Source organism: Psychrobacillus sp. FSL K6-1415, from assembly GCF_038003185.1.
Classification (GTDB): Bacteria; Bacillota; Bacilli; order Bacillales_A; family Planococcaceae; genus Psychrobacillus; species Psychrobacillus psychrodurans.
In genome coordinates this window covers 1,225,349-1,245,641 of sequence record NZ_JBBOOQ010000001.1, presented here as the reverse complement: position 1 = coordinate 1,245,641, position 20,293 = coordinate 1,225,349, and the positions used below count along the sequence as shown (strand labels likewise).

The following is a 20,293-nucleotide window of genomic DNA, read 5'->3' as shown; positions in this document are numbered from 1 at the left end:
ATCGTCCTCCTCATTTTGTCCGCTTCATATTTACTCGTAACTTTTTCACCGATATAAAAATAGCTAATGCTGTAATACAAATATAAAAGATTGCATATCCTGCCCAAATGGGAAAATCTACTTTAGTTGTATCCGTTATAAAAGTATCTGATCCTGGTGATACAAGCGTTAGCACTAACACAACTGGGTTAATACTCGCAAAGAAATGACCTACCGGTGAAGATGATAGAGAACCTGATACCATCGTATTCATTCCTGTTATAACTAAGTAAATAAAACCAGTTACCGCACTTAAGAAAATCATTGTCCCATATGTTGCTATCATTGAAACAATTGTTTTACGAATGATGGTCGAATACATAATTCCAATACTTCCGATGGCAAGCATCGTTAAAAAGAAATATAAGAAAATAATCCCTAGTTGACCTGGTGATACCCCACCAAATAAGAAAACCATACTATAAATCGGTAAGCCTGCTATTAATAGCAATAGTAAAAATGCAATGGATGAAGTTAATTTCCCAAAAATTATTTGAAATGAAGTCTGTGCTGTCGTTAATAATATGTTTAATGTTTGCTTTTCTCGCTCTGAGCTAATAGCACCTGCGGTTAACCCTGGAGTGATGAAAAGTATTAATCCTAATTGTATATACGTGAGCATTGTGAACATAAAAAAGCTTTCTTCTGGGCGGAAATATCCAGTACCTGAGAATTGAGTTGTTAGTAAAATAAATCCAAAAACAAAAATGCACATGGCGATTAAATAAAATAGAATTCCTATAAAACTTTTTGGGGAACGAAAGCGCAACTTTATTTCTTTTACCAATACTGGATTAGAAAACACCTGCTTCATATTATTTCGCTCCTTTCGTTATTTCCATAAAGACATCTTCAAGATCTGTTTCTGTCTCGGAAAAGGAAATAATTTTTATTGAATGATCCATCGCTTTTTTCAATAAATTGATTTGATCGTCCTCGGTACCTCTATAATTGAAGGTAACCGAATTTTTCTCTGTGTGTAATTCCACTGAAGATACAAAAGGATCCTCTTCAAAAAAGGTCGCAACATTTTCTAATAACCCCTTTGCCTTCACCGTAATATGTCTTTCTCCTGCAAGTTGTGCTTGGATGTCAGTGACAGAGCCGTGCGCGATAAGCCTTCCCCCGTCAATCACACCTATTTCATCACACATTTCAGCTAACTCTGGCAATATATGTGAGGAAATGAGTATCGTTTTCCCCATCCCTTTTAACTGCTTTAGTATATCTCTCATTTCTACACGCGCTCGCGGATCAAGTCCTGAAGCCGGTTCATCTAATATAAGAACCTTTGGATCATGTATTAGTGAACGGGCCAAACATAAGCGTTGCTTCATCCCTCGTGAAAGTAAATCGACATATTCATAACGTTTATGGGAAAGATTGACTAGCTCAAGCAACTGTGGTATTAGTACCTTTCGTTCCACTTCTGAAATTCCATAACTTGCTCCATAAAAATCTAAATATTCATTTGCTTTTAATTGATCATACACTCCAAAAAAGTCAGGCATATAACCAATTTGTTTGCGTACATCACTTGGATCTGTCCTTACACTTTTTCCGTTAACAAAAGCATCTCCAGAGGTCGGCTGAAGTAATGTTGCAAGTATTGAAAAAGTTGTGGACTTACCTGCTCCATTCGCACCTACGAAACCAAATACAGTACCTTCTTGTAGTGTTAAATTTATATCATTTAGTGCATAAAACGAACCGTATTTTTTTGTTAATCCTTTGATTTCTATCATTACTTCACCTCCCCCTTCACACGTACTTCTGGAAGTCGTGTATATGGATCCCCTTGCACCGATTTTTTGATTAGTTTGTAATGTATTATGCCTGTTTCATTGATATACGTATCAATATTTTCAGTTAAAGTAAATCGGCTTTCAGTGATTTCTTCAAAAGACTCTGTTTTTAAGTTCCAAATTTCAATTGTATGGGAATTGCGATCTGTATTTGCAATTTGTAGCTGTGTCCAATTGACCTTATCTACAGGTAGTGTTTCTGGTACTGTCCAAAATACATTGTATTCACCATCATCTAAATACCACTCGAGATTACTATTTTGAACTGGTTCCATATATTTACCATATTCTTCGGTATTTACATTGACTGTAAACATATTAGCAGGAAGCGTAAACTCTCCAGAGAAAATAGTAGTAGCCGTGAAAGGTTGAATAACTAAATGCAACGCGGAAAGCTCTACTTTATTGTCCTTCAATTCAATCGGAAGAATATTGTCCTCAGCAAAGCCCGTAATTGCTGGAGCTGAGTTAGAATTTTTAAACATAATACTCGATGAATATAGAGCTTGTTTTCGTTGGGTCAATAAATCCATTTGGTTGTTCGCAAAAGCTCCGTAATTTGTATTAACATATGGGTTAGAAATTGGCATTAGCATGACCGTGCCAAGATCCTTATCAACCTCTAGCTTTTCTCCAACAGCTAGATCACCTAATTTATACAATTTACTACCTGACCAAATTGCGACATCTTTTAAGCCAAAAGGAAAGTTATTTTGAACTGTTCCGAGAATCTTACTTGAATCGACTCTTAAATCTACCTCGAAATTACCAACATCTTGAACTTGTGTCTCCCCAAACAATGAAGATACAGACCAATAACCAACATCACGGAATGTAAGTTCACTATTCGTTGCATGTTTTTCCATAATTGCATTTTCATGCACATTAGCAGTTTGTCCCGTGAACGAATTTGTACCTCTTTGTGCAACCATCGTAGTGGAAACCGGTGCTTCAAAAGTAAAATCTCCACCTTTATTACTTAAAATCGATTCTGCGTAATATCCATGTAAGCTCTTATCTTCATTTACTTGAAGAAAGGAGGATTGCTGGACTTGAGGTCTTGCTATTCTATCCTTTGCACCATAGCCAAAAATCGCAAGTGAAGCGATTATCGCAGTAAGTGGAATGATTCCCCAAGCATATTCTCGTTTGTCTTTTCTCTTCAAAATAATATATAACAATGGAACTATAATAATCATATATACAATGACAATACCAATCATTAGTGGTGTAGATACCTTAAAGGAACTAAATAACGAGTTTGTTCCACCTAAGTTATATACAAGCTCATCTTGGGTATTATAACCGTACATACTTTGTGTATTTTTCACTTGTACTGACTGCAATATGCTGGACATTAAATCACTATAAACAGGATCAGCCGCCAAAGGAGCATCTCCAAGTGAAAAAGTGGTTTGAATGATTGTTCCGCTGCCGACGTGTTTGGTAGCAGCTAGTAATGTCCCATCTAGTTGTATCGATGGTGTCGATCCACTCGTCAAAGATGCATCATATATCTTCAAATCATTGGACAGTAAGTTATTCGCTGTTAATGCACTTGCTTGTTGAGCAGTGATACTTTGCGTTGTTGTATGTAAATTTAATGGTAAATACCCACTTATGCTTCCAAGCTCTGCTGCTACATTATCGGAGGCACCAACTACCATTATTCCACCATATGAGACATAATCGATAAGTGCTTGCTGTTGCTGTTCAGTTAAATCAGCAATTACGAACTCATCTATAATAATGTAATCTGCCATTTCCCAGGCAACTGCTTCTTCCGGTAACACAAAGTCACTCTGCTGCGCTACATGAATAATTTCATCGTTCATTTGATTTGGTTGCTTAAGCTGATTGAGAACTTTTAGACGATCTGCACTTTCCGTTAATGTTAAATAGTAAATGGTTGCTGGATCTTGAAAGCTTGTTTTGAACGTTTTATTTCCTTTGAAGGTGATGGACTTCCCTTTTTCCCATCCTCCCTCAAAAAAGTGAATCATTTGAACATTATTTCCTTGATACATATAATCTTCCGCTAACCCACTTGCTCCTACCTGAATTGTCTTTGTTTCTCCTGCTCCAATCTCAAACGGAATGGACTGTGCATTTCCTAAATTATAGGACTCAGCTAAGTCGAGGACGATGTCACCTGAAAATGCATCCCCTTTATTTTCCACTGTTAGTGATATTGGCAAGCCTTCGCCATATTTTGCTTTTCCATTAAATCCAGTCGTCACTTTTACATTCAGTTCAGGCGCTGCTAATGCTTCAATTGATGGCAATAAAATAAAATAAATCATAAATGCTGAAATAACCATCACAAACTTTTTTATATGCATCTTTTTCCCCCCTTTGTCTATATATGTATTAGTACGATAATGGCGTAGTTAGGTTCCTTCATTGAAAGTTTTTTGCGTGTTTTTTGACAATTTCGACAAAAGCACCAACCTGAGGTAGTTCAAATGCCGCATCATAACCAATAAGCCATGTATCTCTAGTCAATTCAAACTGCTCTTCATCATTTGTTAAAGGTATTTTGTTCACATTCTCATGTCCCGTTAATGTGATGGAAGGTAGAATTGCATACCCTATTCCATTTAGTGCCATTTGTTTACATGTTTCAATTTGATCGACGATAATTTGTCTTTTAGGATTAATTGCAAAATGCTTCTGCCACCATTGTTGAATTTCCTGATAATAGTTAGAATCACTTTTGAATTGGATAAAAGGTTTTTCCGTTGTCAACACTTCATCAATGGACGTCATCTCCTTGTCCACCAAATATAAAGTATCTCTAAACAAATGAATTTTGTTCCCCTTCCAATCAGATTGTCCACGCACTATTCCAATCTGAGCCTCACCATCATATATTGATTTGACAATTTCTGAACTCCATCCAGTTAAAAGAGAAATCTTAGCTTCTGGATATGTTTGTACGAAGTCTTTCAATACTTTTGGTAACCAATTTTGCCCTACAATTGAAGCACATGCAATTTTCAAGGTACCATGTACTTTTGATGATAATGATTGAATCGTTTCAAATACTTCCTCTCTTTGCTGAAGTATCTGCTTAGCAAAATCAATGACGAGCTCCCCTTCTGGCGTTGCAGTTAAACCTTTTTGAGATCTCAAAAAAAGCTTTGCATTCCATTCTTTTTCAATTGTTTGGAGTCTTAGAGATAACGCTGGCTGAGATAGGAACAATCTTTCCGCAGCTTTTCGCATATTTTGTTCCTCTGCTAATGTTCTAATAATAAGAAAATCTGTTACCATAGTCCTTCCTCTTTTCAAATGGGATTGTAGTGACATTCATACGCATTCTAAAAGGATATGCACATAAATGATTTTATAAGGAAAACCGAGCAAAAGACGCCCAGATCTTTTAGGTCAATACCTGTTTCTATCGTTTTCGAAGAACTTTAAACAGCCTTTTTACTATATGATTCCCAAGTGAATTTTTAGGGATGCTGGTTGGTTGACGTCCGTCACAACCAACCAGCATCCCTTTTTTTCGGTAATCTTATGGCATTTGTCTGTCCGTCGCTCTTCTACAACTCTTAGAAACAGGTAAGTGCGTTTTTGTTAACTAGAGAAAAGCTACTTTCCTATTCAAAGACGAGACCCCGCAGGGAGCATTTCAAAGGAACAAAGGCTAAGAGCGCCACCTCGTGTGACAACGCCTTCGTGACCAACATGCTGTTGGCATGAGGAGGCTCGGCCTCTCCCGCGGAAAGCGTCCAGCTGAAACGGAAATCACAGTATTATTCATTTTTAAAGTCTTATGAATTCAGTGTACACGGCACATCTTTTTATACTTTCTTTTCTTTTGAAAAAAAGAAGGCCATCTTAGATTGGCCTTCCTTGCTAAAAAAATATCTAAAATTTTATTGTGCTTGATATAGGTACTTCTTCATTTGCTTCAATATGACTCTTCTAGTTAAAATCCCTAAAAAGGTTCTCTCATCGTCTACTACACAGATATAAGGATTATTTACTAATAAATCTAACCCTTTTTGGAATTTCTCATCTACATGAATGACAGCAATGTCTTTTTTCATAATATCGTCTACTTTTAAATCTGGTAAACGTTCATATTCAATATGTTCTAATCCTAAAATTTCGTCTGTAATTTGTTGAGAACTGATTAACCCTTGAAGTCTATATTTTACATCTAATACTGGAATAGAAGAATACCCAGTTTTTGTGAGTACAAGTAAAGCGTGTTCTGCGTTATTTCCTAATTGTACATGTGCAACCTTTTCTGCAGAAATAATGTACTCCAAAATCGGAATTTGTAAAAAATCTTTGCTGCTCACAGTTATCATTGCATCCTACTCCTTTGTTTGCTTTCATCATAAGAAAACACCCTATGTAACTATCATAGCATATTAAAGGAATAAAAAAACCATGAAATCGCTTACTTATATGTTAGAAAGGGTTTGGATTTAACCATTGACCACCGTCTAACGTTACAATTTCACCATTCATATAAGAAGCTTTGTCGGATAATATAAATGTCGCAAGTTCTGCAATTTCTTCTGGTTTTCCTAGGCGTCCAAGTGGAACAGATTTAAGTGTTCGTTTTGCTGCTTTTTCTGATTCCCACAGTTTTCCTGCTCCTCCAGTACGCTCAATTGGGCCTGGTGCGATTCCGTTTACTCGAATCCCATATTTACTCCCCCATTCAACTGCTAATGTTCTAGTTAATGACATAACACCAGCTTTTGCAGCAGCTGAATGGACTACTCCTGCCCCTGCTCCCCATGCATATGTGGCAAGCATATTTAAAATAGCCCCCTTACTCCCTTTGCTAATCCAGTATTTCCCAATAGCACTTGAACAATAAAAAGAACCATTTAGAACGATATCAATTACAGCTTTCCACCCGTTAGGTGAAAGTTTTTCTGCTTCTACTATAAAATTACCCGCCGCATTATTAACTAAACCATCAATTTGACCATATGTTTTATCTGCAAATTGAATCATTGCCTCTACATGCTCTGGATTTCGAACATCCATTTGAAAGTACGATATGGTATTACCATATGCTTCAATTTCTTTTTTAGCGCTCTCTAGTCTTTCTAAATCACGCCCGGTTATGACTACATTTGCACCTTCTGATACAAACTTCATAGCCATGTATTTTCCCATTCCGTTTGAACCGCCTGTAACAATTATCGTTTTCTGTTTTAACATAATCAAACACCCCTTTTAAATTGAATGAACATTCACTCAATATTTTATCATATATAAACAAATAAAACCGTAAATTCTTTGTCCAGTGAAAGATCACTTAAAGTTAAAAACTGTTAATATTTTTCCAAGGTTTTCTTGCGTACTTCTTCCTATGCTATTTCCCATTACTAGAGAAAGGAATACCAATAACACAAAAAACCTCCATCTGAAACAATAATCAGCATTGTCAATAAATAAATCATACTCTTCAAAACACCTATCTCGCTCTTGAAGACATAAAGTTTTATACTTTCATTCATTAAAAAAGCCGTAAATTCTTAAAGAATTTACGGCTTTTTAGGTTGCATATATGATTCATTGATATTTTCAATAGGAACAGGTTTACTGAACAAATAACCCTGAGCTTTTTGGCAATTAGCTGATTTAAGTATTTCTACTTGTCGATCCTTTTCCACGCCTTCTGCAATAACTTCCATGCCTAAGCTATGAGCAAGTTGGATAATTGTTGTAGCAATAGCTGCATTTTTATCATCTAATTCCATATCTTTTATAAATGATTGATCTATTTTAATAATATCTATAGGATATTTCTTTAAATAGCTTAAAGAAGAATACCCAGTTCCGAAATCATCAATCGAGATTACAACGCCTATATCCTTCAGTTCTTTTAAAGTAGTAAAAGTATCCTGCATATCGGTCATAGCACTCTCCGTGATTTCCACTTCTAATGAACTAGGTTTGATATCATACTTCTGGATTTTCTCGTGTATCTTCACAGCAAAATTGTCTTGTACAAATTGTTTTGGTGATATATTTACTGCGATTCTAACTGGGCGGTACCCTTTTTCTTGCCAATATTTTAACTGTTTACAAACCTCTTCTAACACCCAATCTCCTATTTGCATGATCATTCCCGATTCTTCGGCAAGAGGTATAAAATTCAGTGGTGAAACATATCCAAACTTTCTATTGTTCCATCGAAGTAATGCTTCAAATGAATTTATTTCACCTGTTACTAGATTAACTTGTGGCTGATAATGTATAGAAAACTCTTCTTTCTCAATTGCTCTTCGTAAATGTGACTCCATTAAGGCATCATTTGGAAAGGCTAAATTCATTTGTTCTTGGTAATAACGATAATGTGCTCTCCCTCTATCTTTAGCTATATATAATGCCTGGTCTGCTTTTATAAGTAATTCATCCATCTTTTTTCCATCGTACGGAAACATAGAAATACCTATCGATGCTGTAACGAAATATTCTTGATGATCTAAGTATAGTGGCTTAGATAGTTCTATTAAAATATTTTCTGCAAACTCACTAGTCTCATCTCTTGTTTTCCCTATCACTATAAAAACAAATTCGTCCCCACTTTGACGATATAAATTATTCGATTTATCTATGTACAACCCAAGTCGATCTGCAATTTTTTTCAGTAACTCGTCTCCATAATTATAGCCAAGTGATTCATTTATCATTTTGAATCGATCTAAATCAATCCGTACTACTGATATTTCAGTACCCGGTTCTGCATTCACTAAAGTATCCCGCAAATGTTCTTTTAAAGCACGCCTGTTCCAAAGACCAGTAAGATGATCATGGTAAGCAAGATAATATAATTGTTCTTGTTCATCCGATTCTGTTGCTGTATCTCGAAGAACTAAATGCAATCCACTTACATTATTATTTATTTCTATCGGTAAGGCTTTTATATACATAGGTAAATAATGCCCATTATCATGACGTATTAAGCAATTTTGCATTTCAGTAGCATAGCCAGTGAGTGTTTGCTTCACCATCAATTGAAAATTTCTCATTGAGTTTTCCTCAATAAGCTGTTCAATTGGCTGTCCTACTAAGATTTTAGGATCATACCCTAAAATCTTTGAAGTTATAACGTTTAAGTCGAGAACGTTTCCATTCTCACAAACTGAAATAATGGGATCTAAATTATTGTTAAATAGGGACAGATATTTGTCTTTATATCTTTTTAATATACTTTTTTCTAGCTCATCCTTCGTCCTATCATACATTGTTACACCATAAACCATCTCTATTCCATTTTCTAACAACATAATAGCAACATCATACTTATACTGTAGTTTTTGTATGTTAAAAGGAATATTTTGATGGAACTTATATTTTTCATTGCTAACAAGTAGTGATTGTAGTTGATTTGACAATTCTTCTAATGAGCTTTGTTCAAATGGTCGTAAAATAGATGTAGCAGCATCATTTACATAAATAATAGCAAATCCATTTTGTCCATCTTTTTTAAGTAAAAATGTTGGGATATTGGGATCTTCCTTAATGACTTTGATTAAATAATCACTGATTGCTATGTTTTTATTTGTTGAATTATGCATATAGGCCTCCAATGATTACGATAAAAGAACTTAATATATATATAATTCTACTTCATTTTATCAGTTTATACACTACTTTCTTTAGAAATATTATCCAAATATATTTATTTTCTATATTTATTTGATTTGTGTACACAATTTGTAATGGAATTGGTATGATATAATTATGGAGCAGCTTTCGAAGGGGGATTATATGTCAGTTTTATTAGATGAAAAAAACATAGCAACAGCAATCTATACAGTAAACCGTCATGCGAAAACAGCAATAGATAACAAGCCTCTTTATGAATTAAAAAAGTTAACAATTGATAAACTATTAGCTGAAAACAAAGCAAAAAAAGTTGGTCTTCATTTCGTCCGAAACCCTAAACATAGTCAACAACAATCCTCAGTCTTGATCCAGTATGCCGACTATTACTTTCATATGATTCCGGTAAAAGAAGATTTTAAGAACCTCCCACATCTTGGACAATTAGACGATTCCTATCGAAACCCAATCCGAAAGATGAATTTAAAGATGGCTAAGCAGTTACTTACCGATTATATTGGTCCTCAACTTATTATGAAAAAGTCCTCAAAACAACCTGTTGTTTGTACTAAATCATACATGAAAGAGAACCGAAATAATCGTAAGATGAAATCCTATTTAGATAGGTAAGAAATTTTATAAACGAATAGAAAACTAGCAGGAAGAAACCACTCTTTCTGCTAGTTTTTTTATATAAAGTATATGGTTAATTATGCTAAGAACGAAGTATCCGTAGTACTTTGAAGAATGAATAATACTACTGATTTCCGTTTCAGATGGACGCTTTATGCGGCGCGAGCTGAAGGACCTGGACTGAGCATGAGCGAAGGAAGCGACTGAAGCCGTACCCATGGAAAGTGTCCGCACGTAGCGGAAATCAACGGCATTTCTACGTTTCTGTTTTTAAAGGACCAGACGTCTTTTTACTTGGTTTCTCTTATCCCGCTCTCCATTTCAAACTAGACACACTTATAATATAAATTTATCGATTTTAAGAACTAGTTCTGCTATTTCTGGTTTACTTATTTGGTCCTCTGCTCCGACTTGATCTCCTTTATGTCGAAGATCATCGGTAATTAAACTAGAGAATATTAGCACAGGTAACTTCGATAAGTTTTTATGCTCTTTTATCTTTTTAGTTAGTGCATGACCATCCATTTGAGGCATTTCTATATCTGTTACAACAATTTGTACATGCTCTGAAATGTCACTTGTTACTGATGTTAGTTGTTCTAAATAATTTATAGCATCTAACCCATTCTCAAAAAACTCCAAGTTTGCGTATCCAGCTTCCATCAGAGTGTCATGTAACAGTTTACGAAGTAATGGCGAATCCTCTGCTATGACAATTTTTTTGTCTGAACGCTCACGTTTTCCTAGCTTTTTCACAGACTCCACACTGATACCTGATTCTGGATTAATATCGACAATAATTTTTTCAAAATCTATTAATAGAATCATTTCTTCTAGTCTTTTAATAACCCCAATAACATGCGAAGAACCACCTTGATAAATATCGGATGGTTTTTCAATTTGATCCCATGAGATACGATGAATTTGAGTAACATTATCCACATGGAACACGACACGTTGTTTGTTGAACTCTGCTACGATAAACTTTTCTTGGTCACTTTTGTTTTGGACAGGAATTCCTAAAACTCTATTCATGCTTACTACAGGCAATACCTCACCACGAAGTTGCACAATACCCTCAACGTGTGGATGTGCATGTGGGATAAACGTTATTTCAATAGGTTGAATTATTTCCTTTACTTTGATTACATTTATACCAAATTTATTTTGTCCAACTTGAAATTCTACAATTTCTAATTCGTTCGTGCCACTTTCAAGTAATATTCCTTTATGGTCGTTCATGATGAATCGCCTACCTTCATAATATGTATTACAGCTATTATAACATGCGCTAGTAAATAATTACTATATTATAAATAGATATTGATTAAGGCTTGTGTACCATTTTCTGCGTAACCTTCATTTATTAAGTCCTCATACAATGATTTTGCTAGTGTCAAACCAGGTAATTGTAAATCCATCTTAGCTGCCTCTTCCAAAGCAATCTTCATGTCTTTCACAAAATGCTTTATATAAAAGCCTGGTTCATTGTTTCCTGCTATCATTCTCGGTGCTAAATTACTAAGTGACCATGAACCTGCTGCTCCTGTTGAAATGGAACATAAAACTTGATCTAAATCCAAGCCAGCTTTTCTTCCATAAGCTAATGCCTCACAAACACCTATCATGCCAGTAGCTATAGTTATTTGGTTACACATTTTAGTATGCTGCCCTGCACCAGCAGTCCCTTGGTATAAAATAGTTTCCCCAAAGAGATTTAATATTGGAAGTGCTTGGTCAAATGTCGACTTGTCTCCACCACACATAATAGAAAGCTTTCCTAACTGTGCACCAACATCTCCCCCAGATACAGGGGCATCTAGCGACAGCATCCCCTTTTCTTTTGCTTTTTCATCAATTTTCTTTGCTAAAGTTGGTGTAGAAGTTGTCATATCTATAACCACCAAATTAGCATTTTCTATTTGAAAAATACCATTGTCACCAAAATACACTTCTTCCACATCATGAGGATAACCGACCATTGTAAACAAGATTTCAACCGTTTGTGCAACTTCGCTTGGAGATAAGGCCATTTTTGCTCCTTCTTTTACAAGATCAGCTGCCTTATCTTTCGTTCTAGTATAAATTGTTACTTCATGTTTAGCGTTTAATAAATGCTTCACCAAGCTTTTCCCCATCACGCCAGTACCGATAAATCCAATCTTAAATTGTTTTGACATAGTTAGACCTCCGTTTATATTTTCTAATACATTTAGTGTACCAAAAAAAAGAGGACCACCCATATAACTTTTGGGTGATCCTTAAAAAGGGGGAAATGAGAATGTTGCTGTGTTCTTTATTATTATGCCCCGCTCAGACATTTTTAAACATCTTTTTTTAAAAAATATTTTGTTTTTATTTTTTCCAAGTTAGATAGGAAAAATTCAGCCTTCTCAGATTGAATTGCTCGACCGCCATATCTTACTTCCTCATAAACTTGGAAGAACTCATCTATCACTACCCACTCCATCCGTCCGAACCATTCACGTACAGTTTCACTTTTAGTTCGATCATATTCATACATGGAAGCCTCTATTTCAAATTCTTTATACTTCTCTCTTAATAGTGACGTATCCACTTGATACAGGGATAGCTGACCATTCAACCGTTTCCTTTCCTTATCCTCCTCTAACTCTTTATTTATATAATGAATAACACTAGAATCTGCCGATAAAGTATCAGGTTTATTTTTCAATAAAAATCGGATGAAAAATATAATTATAATAACTACTATCGCAATGAAGATTAGTTCAAATGGAAAGCCATTACCTATACTTTCCGAAACTATTTCGTTTGGCTCCATTTTCGTTTGCTCTTCTGACTGGATCCGTTCACTTTCTTTCGGTACTTTAATTTCTAAACGACTTAACAACTTGTCTAGATACTCTAACAAAGGCATAAATGGAATGATGGCGATACTCATAACCTTCCCGAACAGAACATCAAGTCCTTTTCTTATAAAAGGAAAAATAAAATAAAGCACAGTGGATAAGCTCACTATAGAAAACAATCCTAGGAGAAATCCACCTATTACCTGAGACATTGAAGCTGAATTTTGTTTATTAGTACTCACCCAAACGGCATACAATCTCATAGCGATAGGTAATATTATTCCTGAAATGACTACGCTATATAATGGAAAAATATAGTTCTCCACACCAATAATAAAACAGACAAAATGGACAGCTAAAAATATTAAAAAGAAATTCAAATTATAGTTACTTTCAACTGTTTGTTCATCCTGTATTTTGTTAAATCGTACTTGTATACGCCAAATAGAAAACCCAACACCTATAATAAATAACCAAAGGGGACAATTAAACAAAAATAATAATAGTAGAATAACAGTAGGAACTATAAATGGAATAATAGGATTTGGTCCAATTCTATTCATTATTATTTGCATGCAAATAGCTATGATAATTTGAAGTATGATCCATAAAAAAGGTAATTCGAAGGTTGTCTCATGATGAAAAATAACCAAAAGTAACGCAATGATCCATACATCTTGAATGTATTTTCCTATTGATTGTGCTTGAACATTTAGCTTGTTTATCATTTTATCCATGAGAGATGCCTCCTGCCTTTGCAGAAGACTTATATTTTACATTCGTTCTCTGCTCCCACTGATGTAAAAACGGTGTATACGTATCTTCTCTATTCGTAATCACATAGGTTGCAACTGGTAGCTCTTCATGTAAATCTAAATATGCTAGTAGTTTATCAAAAGGAACAAGACTATTAGCAATTGAGAGGATTGAGAGTAATTCCATTGCTTGTATACGATGAGAATCTCCACTACCTAATGGGAGATACACAAAAGGTACTTTTCCTGATGTTCTAATATTTAACGCAAATGAAAATGGAATATCTTGCTTGTAGCAAGCATCAGCGTAGGAAGCAAGCCACTCTAATTTGTCTTCAAAATCAGAAAGAACATTATATTTTTCTCCTACATTGATAACAAACAAAACCGACACATTTGCAACACGTGTAAAAATCTTTGTCTGTAACTGCTGAGTCTTCGCACTAGCCTTCCAATGTATATGATGGAACTGGTCACCAGGTTCATATTCCCTTGTCCCAACAGGGAAGAAAGGATCATCGAACAAAGAAGAATTTAACGCTAATTCTCCTTGTTTCAATTTTGACGGCGCAAAGTCCTCATTTATATTGTATATGGTTGGAAAAACAATGGCATCTAAAAGTATATAAGGTTTGAATTCCAATAATATAGATCCTTCTGTTAGAGGATGAGGAATTTCAACTTGGAGATGTTTAATACGAGCAAGGCCTCTACTCACCCCTTTAATAGGAACCTTTAATGAGACACTTTTATTATAACCAATGGAAAAAGGAATTTTAACTTCATGAAAATCACCCACTGCTGTATTAAATATTCTATCTGGCTCAATATTTTTCTGAAAAGAAATTATTAAATTAGCGTTCCAGATTGGAAGCCCTTTATTATTGAAATTTAATGTGAAGTGTGAGGAAGTATCTTTTATCAACCGTATTCTATTTTTATCATTCACAAAGTCAAACTTTTGGCCTACTCTATGAAAATATATTATTTGTATTAAAGCAATTAACAATAAAAATGAAATAACCGCAACAAAAATGAATTGTTTAAATAGAAAACTGAGTATTAAAGCAAAAACGAGAAGATCTAAATACATTTTAGTATTTCTCATACCGGAACCATGACGATTCCAATTCATCGTACATTAGCCTCAACAGGTGCTTCCACCTCTTCAACTATTGTTTTCAAAATCTCTGCTAGATTGTGAATAAGCATTCCTTGCGAAGATAACTTCATCCGATGAAGACATACTGGTTCAATAATCTTTTTCACGTCATCTGGTGTCACGAAGTTTCTATTGTTAACAAAAGCATATGCCTTCGCAGCTTGTAGAACCGCCAAAGAAGCACGACTACTAAGCCCTAGTTCTATGTATGGGTGGTTTCTAGTATGATGTACAATTTGAATGATATACGTCATGATATCATCATGAACAGTTACTTCTTTAACTTGCTCTGTCCACTTTTCAATCTGATCCAAAGTAACGATTTTATTAATATTAACTTTTCCTGGAGAGTGACCAAATTGCTGCAGTATACTTTTTTCCTCTTCCTGAGAGGGGTAATCAATCGTTAATTTAAATAAAAATCGGTCTAATTGCGCTGCTGGCAAAGGAAAAGTACCTTGTTGCGATTCTACTGGGTTTTGAGTGGCAATAACCATAAACGGCTTTAAAAGTGGTATGGTTTCCCCGTCTATGGAAACTTGTTTTTCTTCCATTGCTTCCAACAAACTAGACTGGGTTCGTGGAGTTGCACGATTGATCTCATCTGCAAGTAATATATTACTCATTACTGGACCCATTCGAAGAACGAACTCTTGTTTTTGTGGATGAAAATAACTAATACCTGTAACATCTGAAGGCAATACATCCGGTGTAAATTGTAAACGTTTAAATTCACCATGAATTACTTCTGCAAATGCCTTTGCCATCATTGTTTTCCCGGAGCCAGGAACACTTTCCAATAGGACATGACCTTGTACTAATAACCCCATAAGCATAAAGTCAATTTCTTCTTTTCTCCCAATAATGGCCTTATTCAGTTCTTGCTGTAATAATGATATACTAGTCAATTTACTCTCTCCCCCTTGTTATCGCTCTTTTTGGTCTTATCCTCATCCCTAACTTTATGTTGAAAGTCATTTAATAATTGATCTAATTCTTCACTTAACTTTATCGTATTATGATTTAAGACACCTTTTTCTAGGGCTGATCGAATCATTTTCTCTCTAGTATCCTCTATTTCTTTTAACCTTGTCTCTGACATACTGATCGCTCCCCTTAACAATGTAACTTCCCTCCAGTATACCTTTTGACGAGCATGACTAAACCAATAGATGTACGACAATTTATGACATTCTTAGCTTCTTGGAGTATTTAAATAGGTATATACTACCCGTCCCCCTTGTTCTGCATTACCAGAAAAATGTTTAAAATCTTCTCTATGGACTAATACTTCTCTAAAAGCTATAAATTCATTTTTTTCTACGACTATATTTTGAATATCCCCATTCTGTAGCATATTAAGTTTTTCTTCATATGATTCTTGCATATGGATCAATCCTTTCGTTGATTTTTTATATTTTTTTTAAGAAGTTTAGTGAAAATACTTTACGTAGTCCTTATTTTAAGGCAAACTGTATTATATTATGTTCTTAAGGGGATGGGACACTCTATGAAAATAGCTGAAGTTGGGAATATTATTGAATTCAAAGATGGTCTTCAAGGTATTGTAGAGAAAGTTAATGAGAACTCGGTGATCGTTAACTTAACTTATATGGAAAACTTTAACGAACTCGAAACAGAAGAGAAAACAGTTATCAATCATAAGCGTTATAAAATATTATATAGTAATGAAGATTAAACGTCATGCCGTTCCTCTCAAAAGAAGGACGGTTTTTTAAATATTAGAAGGATGTGTATTATGTTTCGTCAATCACCCATTTATCAACTTGTACTTTCATTAATTCTTGCTTATTTTCTATCATGGATCACTTTTTCAAACGAGAAGGTTTTTTGGTACTTTTATACTTTCTCAGTATTTTTTCTAATGGCAGCCTTCTTCTACTTTTCCAAAATAGAAGAAGACAACAATTCAATCCACTCAATTATCATTGGGTTTATGTTTGGAGCACTTTCCTATGCTGGCATGCTAGGAGCTTATCTTTTAATGGACATGGGTCCATCCTATTGGACAAACAGTATTGATAAATTTTTAAGCCATTATGGTCCATCAGCCATCTGGCATTACCTTTTGCTAATATTCATTATTGCTCCTGGAGAAGAGGTTTTTTGGAGAGGATTAATCCAACAACATTTGAAAAAATATATGCAACCTAAATTTGCCGTTATTTTGAGCTCCCTGCTTTTTGGGTTGTCGTTCATTTTCACTGGTTTTTGGATAGGTATATTAGGAGGATTTTTCGTCGGTGTCATCTTTGGTATACTATATGAGTGGAAAAGAAGTATCACTGCCATAGTTCTTGCACATATTACACTGCTAGTTTTATTGTTTTTAGTATTGCCTTTCACTTGAAACAAATAAAAACCCTTTTCGTCTATATAAGAAAGGCGCAAGCGCCTATATCAACCCCAACAAGCGCTTGAAGAATTGCATTTGGGGATAGACGCTGGAGCTAGACAAATGCTGACTAAAGGAAGCACTTGGTTATTTAAAAAAGGAGCTGAAAACGGATGAAAAAAATTTATACATTGTTTTCTATTTTAGTACTAACAGTTCTACTCACAGCATGTGGGACAAGCACAACAACTGAAGAACAGGATAATTCCAAAGAAACAGTAAGTGGCACTACCGAACAAACAACTTCCCCGGAAGAGACGGAAAATATTGAAACAGATACAGCACAATCCACTACTTCTCCTGAACAGACATTGGAAGGAAGCACTATAGAAAGTGATAGTCAAAATTATTCCATCACTGTTGTAGAAGGCTACGAGTTAACTGGTGAAGAACCTAACAAAGACTTGTTGTTTAATAAAAACAATGATTTACAGTCAATGCGTATTGAGACTTTCTCTGCAGATGAAATAACAATCGAGGAAATCCAAGAAAATTTAGTTTCAACTTTACAAGCATCGAATGAATCTGCAACTGTTACAAATCTTAAAGAAGAAAATCTAGTTCCTACTAATGATTCCATAGATAATACTTCCGCTCATCAGATTGAAACACCTGAAGGTAAGGTTACAGGTTTTGCATTTGAACGAGAAGGAATGATTGTTAAACTAACAATATTTGACACAACTGATTCACCATCACTAGAAACATTTGTACAGATGGCAGAAACAATTAAAGCAAAATAAGCTAATCTTAAGTACACTTTCAAACCAAAATCTATTTCTATCATTTTGGAAAGACTTTAGGCAGACTTGTTGCTATTCTATTGCCCAGTGATTTATAAGTATGTTGGTTGGTTGTGACGGGCGTCACAACTAACCAACATACTTTTTTTAGTATAATCCGTCGCTCTCCTATTCTTAGAGCCTTTGAGATAAGTGAGATATATAATCCATCACATCGACGCGTGAGCTACGTTGATAGATTATTGCTTCCCCCGCGGATCGCATTCACCTGTAATTATTCCTTCTTTTAAGGTCAATGAACCTTTTAATCACAGGATATTTTTATATACTTTGAATCAATTTCATAAAGAATATTATATAGTTAAATCCGAACAACGCTGATTTCCGCTCTAGGCGGGCGCTTTCCGCGGGCACGGCTTCAATCTCCTCGTCACTACGAAAACATATGCTCCTGCGGTTACTCGTCGCTAAGACATCGGTCAAACAAAGTTTGGCCTTTCCAGCGGGGCTTTCAGCTCGCGCTGTTCCCGCTGGAGTCGCCGCCTGCCACTCCAATCAACGAGATCGCTTTAAAAAAATGAATAATATATTACGATATTAAGTAAACATTCGTATTTTTAAATAAAACAAGTAATTATGAAAATGACTCACTTTCTCTAATAAAAAAACTTCGTCCCATACTGAGGGTCGAAGTTTTTTTGTTAGTAAGATAAGTTTTTAATAGATAGACCTAATTTTTTTATGATTTCAATTACTTCCTGCTTTTCATCCTCAGTTAAAGCATCCATGAGGCCAACTAATTGTTCCTCATGACGTGGAAATAATTCATCCATAAACTTGGTACCATCTGCAGATATTTCAGCATATGTCACACGTCTATCAGTTGGACTTGATACTCTTTTAACATAGCCTCGTCCCTCTAGTTTATCAACGACATACGTGATTGACCCACTTGCCAATAAAATCTTATTACCAATTTGCTGAAGTGGTTGCTTACCTTTATGATATAAAAGCTCTAACACAGCAAATTCTGTTGGATTTAAACCATTTTCCTGGAAAAACTGATTGGTGCACTCATGAATTACTTTATGAGCACGTGACAATACTATAAATAGTTTTAGCGCACTGTTTGATTGTTCTGCTGTCATAATACGTCATCCTCACCTATATAAAATACATTACCCACTATTATATAGGCCCTTGGTTTGTATTGTCAAAAAGCTTTATAAACTATTTTGACATGGAAGGATGAAATCGAAAGTAGTTCCTTCCCCAACTAAACTTTTAATCTCTATATTTCCACCATGTTCTTCAATAACTTTGTAAACATGTGATAGCCCAAGACCTGTCCCAGTTGATTTTGTAGTAAAAAAAGGTTGGAAAATTTTATTGATATGTTCATCTTCAATCCCATGCCCTTGATCACTCACAGAAATACTAACAGAATTACCAAGCTTATATGAAATATTAACATGAATATTTCCACCATTAGGCATTGCTTCTATGCCATTTTTAATAGCATTTATAAATACCTGCTTCAACAATAAACTATCACCATAAACTCGACATTCTTTTTTAATCAGACTAGAAACATTAAGGTTAATTGATTTTAATAATGCTTGAGGAGCCATAAAATTCACAACTTCTAAGATTGTATCTTCTACATTTATGACAGTAAACTTGGATTTACTCGGTTTAGAGAGTTCTAAAAATTGAGTGAGGATTTCTTCCATTTTATTGATTTCGTCATTTATTACAGTTAAGTACCGCTTTGCATCTTCTGTTGCATTTTGATTTAATAATTGTGTAAACCCTTTTAATGATGTCATAGGATTTCGAATTTCATGTGCTATACCTGCTGCCAGTTGTCCTAATGTACGAAGAGATTCTGACTGATCCAGTCTTTTTTTCATATACATTTTTTCCGATTCATCAGTTATCTCAGCCAAATAATGCCCACTATCGTTTTGCTTGGAAATTACTATATGGACATATTTATATTCACCAACAAAAGTTTGTAATTCCCCATGAATCTCCGAATACCCTTCGTTTAGAAGCTTGTCTAAGAAGCTACTTTTTGCTTCAATGGGATTTTTAAACAAACTATACAGTTGATGTGCATTCATTCCAATTACTTCACTTTTATTCGTTTGTAAAATTTTTTCTGCATAAGAATTTACATCTAATATTATTCCTTTGTCGTTTATAAATATAAGTCCACTTGAAAAAAGCTGAAATATATGTTCAAACTTTTCCTTATACTCGTATTTTGTTAACAAGAAATACACCAGCCCTTTCTGAATTTACAAACTACAT

20 protein-coding genes are annotated in these 20,293 nt (G+C 34.8%); 4 read left to right on the top strand and 16 right to left on the bottom strand.

The window, feature by feature from the left end; translation table 11 throughout:
* Positions 1 to 10: 10 nt before the first annotated feature.
* From MKY60_RS05725 to MKY60_RS05695, 7 genes are all read right to left on the bottom strand, one after another.
* Entirely contained in the window at positions 11 to 853 is an 843-nt protein-coding gene (locus MKY60_RS05725; protein WP_093494339.1) for an ABC transporter permease, read from the bottom strand.
* A 1-nt stretch (position 854) separates the two neighbouring features.
* Entirely contained in the window at positions 855 to 1,784 is a 930-nt protein-coding gene (locus MKY60_RS05720) for an ABC transporter ATP-binding protein (RefSeq protein ID WP_093494338.1), read from the bottom strand.
* The gene (locus MKY60_RS05715; protein ID WP_340879306.1) at positions 1,784 to 4,186 is read right to left on the bottom strand and encodes a hypothetical protein; all 2,403 of its coding nucleotides are present in this window, start codon (positions 4,184 to 4,186) and stop codon (positions 1,784 to 1,786) included. Before MKY60_RS05715 ends, MKY60_RS05720 begins: the two co-directional genes overlap by 1 nt.
* Before the next feature lie 58 nt (positions 4,187 to 4,244).
* A complete protein-coding gene (locus MKY60_RS05710) occupies positions 4,245 to 5,120 on the bottom strand; it encodes a LysR family transcriptional regulator (protein WP_093494336.1) in 876 nt (291 codons plus the stop codon).
* Positions 5,121 to 5,731: 611 nt separating this feature from the next.
* Complete coding sequence (gene cbpB, locus MKY60_RS05705; RefSeq protein WP_090563081.1) at positions 5,732 to 6,172, bottom strand: cyclic-di-AMP-binding protein CbpB; 441 nt, start codon at positions 6,170 to 6,172, stop codon at positions 5,732 to 5,734.
* Between the two features lie 103 nt (positions 6,173 to 6,275).
* Entirely contained in the window at positions 6,276 to 7,043 is a 768-nt protein-coding gene (fadH, locus tag MKY60_RS05700) for a 2,4-dienoyl-CoA reductase (RefSeq protein ID WP_340929021.1), read from the bottom strand.
* A gap of 326 nt (positions 7,044 to 7,369) precedes the next feature.
* Positions 7,370 to 9,409, bottom strand: coding sequence for a sensor domain-containing protein (locus tag MKY60_RS05695; RefSeq protein WP_340879305.1), 2,040 nt, complete (start codon positions 9,407 to 9,409; stop codon positions 7,370 to 7,372).
* Between the two features lie 193 nt (positions 9,410 to 9,602).
* On the opposite strand from MKY60_RS05695, the gene MKY60_RS05690 reads away from it, so the two are divergent.
* A complete protein-coding gene (locus MKY60_RS05690) occupies positions 9,603 to 10,067 on the top strand; it encodes a YkyB family protein (protein ID WP_093494333.1) in 465 nt (154 codons plus the stop codon).
* Between the two features lie 339 nt (positions 10,068 to 10,406).
* On the opposite strand, the gene MKY60_RS05685 is transcribed toward MKY60_RS05690, so the two are convergent.
* From MKY60_RS05685 to MKY60_RS05655, 7 genes are all read right to left on the bottom strand, one after another.
* On the bottom strand, positions 10,407 to 11,312 hold the full coding sequence (locus MKY60_RS05685; protein ID WP_093494332.1) for a chemotaxis protein: 906 nt from the start codon (positions 11,310 to 11,312) through the stop codon (positions 10,407 to 10,409).
* A gap of 68 nt (positions 11,313 to 11,380) precedes the next feature.
* On the bottom strand, positions 11,381 to 12,250 hold the full coding sequence (locus MKY60_RS05680) for an NAD(P)-dependent oxidoreductase (protein ID WP_093494331.1): 870 nt from the start codon (positions 12,248 to 12,250) through the stop codon (positions 11,381 to 11,383).
* Positions 12,251 to 12,393: 143 nt separating this feature from the next.
* Positions 12,394 to 13,638, bottom strand: coding sequence for a hypothetical protein (locus MKY60_RS05675; RefSeq protein ID WP_340929020.1), 1,245 nt, complete (start codon positions 13,636 to 13,638; stop codon positions 12,394 to 12,396).
* On the bottom strand, positions 13,631 to 14,791 hold the full coding sequence (locus MKY60_RS05670) for a DUF58 domain-containing protein (protein ID WP_340929019.1): 1,161 nt from the start codon (positions 14,789 to 14,791) through the stop codon (positions 13,631 to 13,633). The genes MKY60_RS05675 and MKY60_RS05670 overlap by 8 nt, the downstream gene beginning before the upstream one ends.
* Positions 14,788 to 15,726 carry an AAA family ATPase gene (locus MKY60_RS05665; protein WP_241596176.1) on the bottom strand — a complete coding sequence of 313 codons (939 nt, stop codon included), beginning with the start codon at positions 15,724 to 15,726 and terminating at the stop codon, positions 14,788 to 14,790. The genes MKY60_RS05670 and MKY60_RS05665 overlap by 4 nt, the downstream gene beginning before the upstream one ends.
* Positions 15,723 to 15,920, bottom strand: coding sequence for an aspartyl-phosphate phosphatase Spo0E family protein (locus tag MKY60_RS05660; protein ID WP_340929018.1), 198 nt, complete (start codon positions 15,918 to 15,920; stop codon positions 15,723 to 15,725). The genes MKY60_RS05665 and MKY60_RS05660 overlap by 4 nt, the downstream gene beginning before the upstream one ends.
* A gap of 93 nt (positions 15,921 to 16,013) precedes the next feature.
* The gene (locus tag MKY60_RS05655; RefSeq protein WP_090563099.1) at positions 16,014 to 16,205 is read right to left on the bottom strand and encodes an abortive phage infection protein; all 192 of its coding nucleotides are present in this window, start codon (positions 16,203 to 16,205) and stop codon (positions 16,014 to 16,016) included.
* Positions 16,206 to 16,328: 123 nt separating this feature from the next.
* Here MKY60_RS05655 and MKY60_RS05650 point away from each other — a divergent pair, with 123 nt between their 5' ends.
* The 3 genes from MKY60_RS05650 (at position 16,329) to MKY60_RS05640 (ending at position 17,977) form a co-directional block, all read left to right on the top strand.
* Positions 16,329 to 16,517 (top strand): YkvS family protein, encoded by a 189-nt coding sequence (locus MKY60_RS05650; RefSeq protein WP_090563100.1) that lies wholly within the window; start codon positions 16,329 to 16,331, stop codon positions 16,515 to 16,517.
* A gap of 60 nt (positions 16,518 to 16,577) precedes the next feature.
* Entirely contained in the window at positions 16,578 to 17,189 is a 612-nt protein-coding gene (locus tag MKY60_RS05645) for a CPBP family intramembrane glutamic endopeptidase (protein ID WP_093494327.1), read from the top strand.
* A gap of 158 nt (positions 17,190 to 17,347) precedes the next feature.
* Positions 17,348 to 17,977: a hypothetical protein gene (locus tag MKY60_RS05640; RefSeq protein ID WP_093494326.1), complete on the top strand. Its 630-nt coding sequence runs from the start codon at positions 17,348 to 17,350 to the stop codon at positions 17,975 to 17,977.
* 701 nt (positions 17,978 to 18,678) lie between these two features.
* Here the strand turns inward: MKY60_RS05640 and MKY60_RS05635 are convergent.
* Both MKY60_RS05635 and MKY60_RS05630 read right to left on the bottom strand, forming a co-directional pair.
* On the bottom strand, positions 18,679 to 19,125 hold the full coding sequence (locus MKY60_RS05635; RefSeq protein ID WP_093494325.1) for a MarR family winged helix-turn-helix transcriptional regulator: 447 nt from the start codon (positions 19,123 to 19,125) through the stop codon (positions 18,679 to 18,681).
* Between the two features lie 75 nt (positions 19,126 to 19,200).
* Positions 19,201 to 20,256 carry an ATP-binding protein gene (locus MKY60_RS05630; protein WP_093494324.1) on the bottom strand — a complete coding sequence of 352 codons (1,056 nt, stop codon included), beginning with the start codon at positions 20,254 to 20,256 and terminating at the stop codon, positions 19,201 to 19,203.
* Positions 20,257 to 20,293: the final 37 nt, after the last annotated feature.

Coding starts and splice junctions, on each gene's coding strand:
- MKY60_RS05725 (WP_093494339.1), bottom strand. CDS start 853: ATGAAGCAGGTGTTTTCTAATCCAGTATTGGTAAAAGAAATAAAGTTG.
- MKY60_RS05720 (WP_093494338.1), bottom strand. CDS start 1,784: ATGATAGAAATCAAAGGATTAACAAAAAAATACGGTTCGTTTTATGCA.
- MKY60_RS05715 (WP_340879306.1), bottom strand. CDS start 4,186: ATGCATATAAAAAAGTTTGTGATGGTTATTTCAGCATTTATGATTTAT.
- MKY60_RS05710 (WP_093494336.1), bottom strand. CDS start 5,120: ATGGTAACAGATTTTCTTATTATTAGAACATTAGCAGAGGAACAAAAT.
- cbpB (WP_090563081.1), bottom strand. CDS start 6,172: ATGATAACTGTGAGCAGCAAAGATTTTTTACAAATTCCGATTTTGGAG.
- fadH (WP_340929021.1), bottom strand. CDS start 7,043: ATGTTAAAACAGAAAACGATAATTGTTACAGGCGGTTCAAACGGAATG.
- MKY60_RS05695 (WP_340879305.1), bottom strand. CDS start 9,409: ATGCATAATTCAACAAATAAAAACATAGCAATCAGTGATTATTTAATC.
- MKY60_RS05690 (WP_093494333.1), top strand. CDS start 9,603: ATGTCAGTTTTATTAGATGAAAAAAACATAGCAACAGCAATCTATACA.
- MKY60_RS05685 (WP_093494332.1), bottom strand. CDS start 11,312: ATGAACGACCATAAAGGAATATTACTTGAAAGTGGCACGAACGAATTA.
- MKY60_RS05680 (WP_093494331.1), bottom strand. CDS start 12,250: ATGTCAAAACAATTTAAGATTGGATTTATCGGTACTGGCGTGATGGGG.
- MKY60_RS05675 (WP_340929020.1), bottom strand. CDS start 13,638: ATGGATAAAATGATAAACAAGCTAAATGTTCAAGCACAATCAATAGGA.
- MKY60_RS05670 (WP_340929019.1), bottom strand. CDS start 14,791: ATGAATTGGAATCGTCATGGTTCCGGTATGAGAAATACTAAAATGTAT.
- MKY60_RS05660 (WP_340929018.1), bottom strand. CDS start 15,920: ATGTCAGAGACAAGGTTAAAAGAAATAGAGGATACTAGAGAGAAAATG.
- MKY60_RS05655 (WP_090563099.1), bottom strand. CDS start 16,205: ATGCAAGAATCATATGAAGAAAAACTTAATATGCTACAGAATGGGGAT.
- MKY60_RS05650 (WP_090563100.1), top strand. CDS start 16,329: ATGAAAATAGCTGAAGTTGGGAATATTATTGAATTCAAAGATGGTCTT.
- MKY60_RS05645 (WP_093494327.1), top strand. CDS start 16,578: ATGTTTCGTCAATCACCCATTTATCAACTTGTACTTTCATTAATTCTT.
- MKY60_RS05640 (WP_093494326.1), top strand. CDS start 17,348: ATGAAAAAAATTTATACATTGTTTTCTATTTTAGTACTAACAGTTCTA.
- MKY60_RS05635 (WP_093494325.1), bottom strand. CDS start 19,125: ATGACAGCAGAACAATCAAACAGTGCGCTAAAACTATTTATAGTATTG.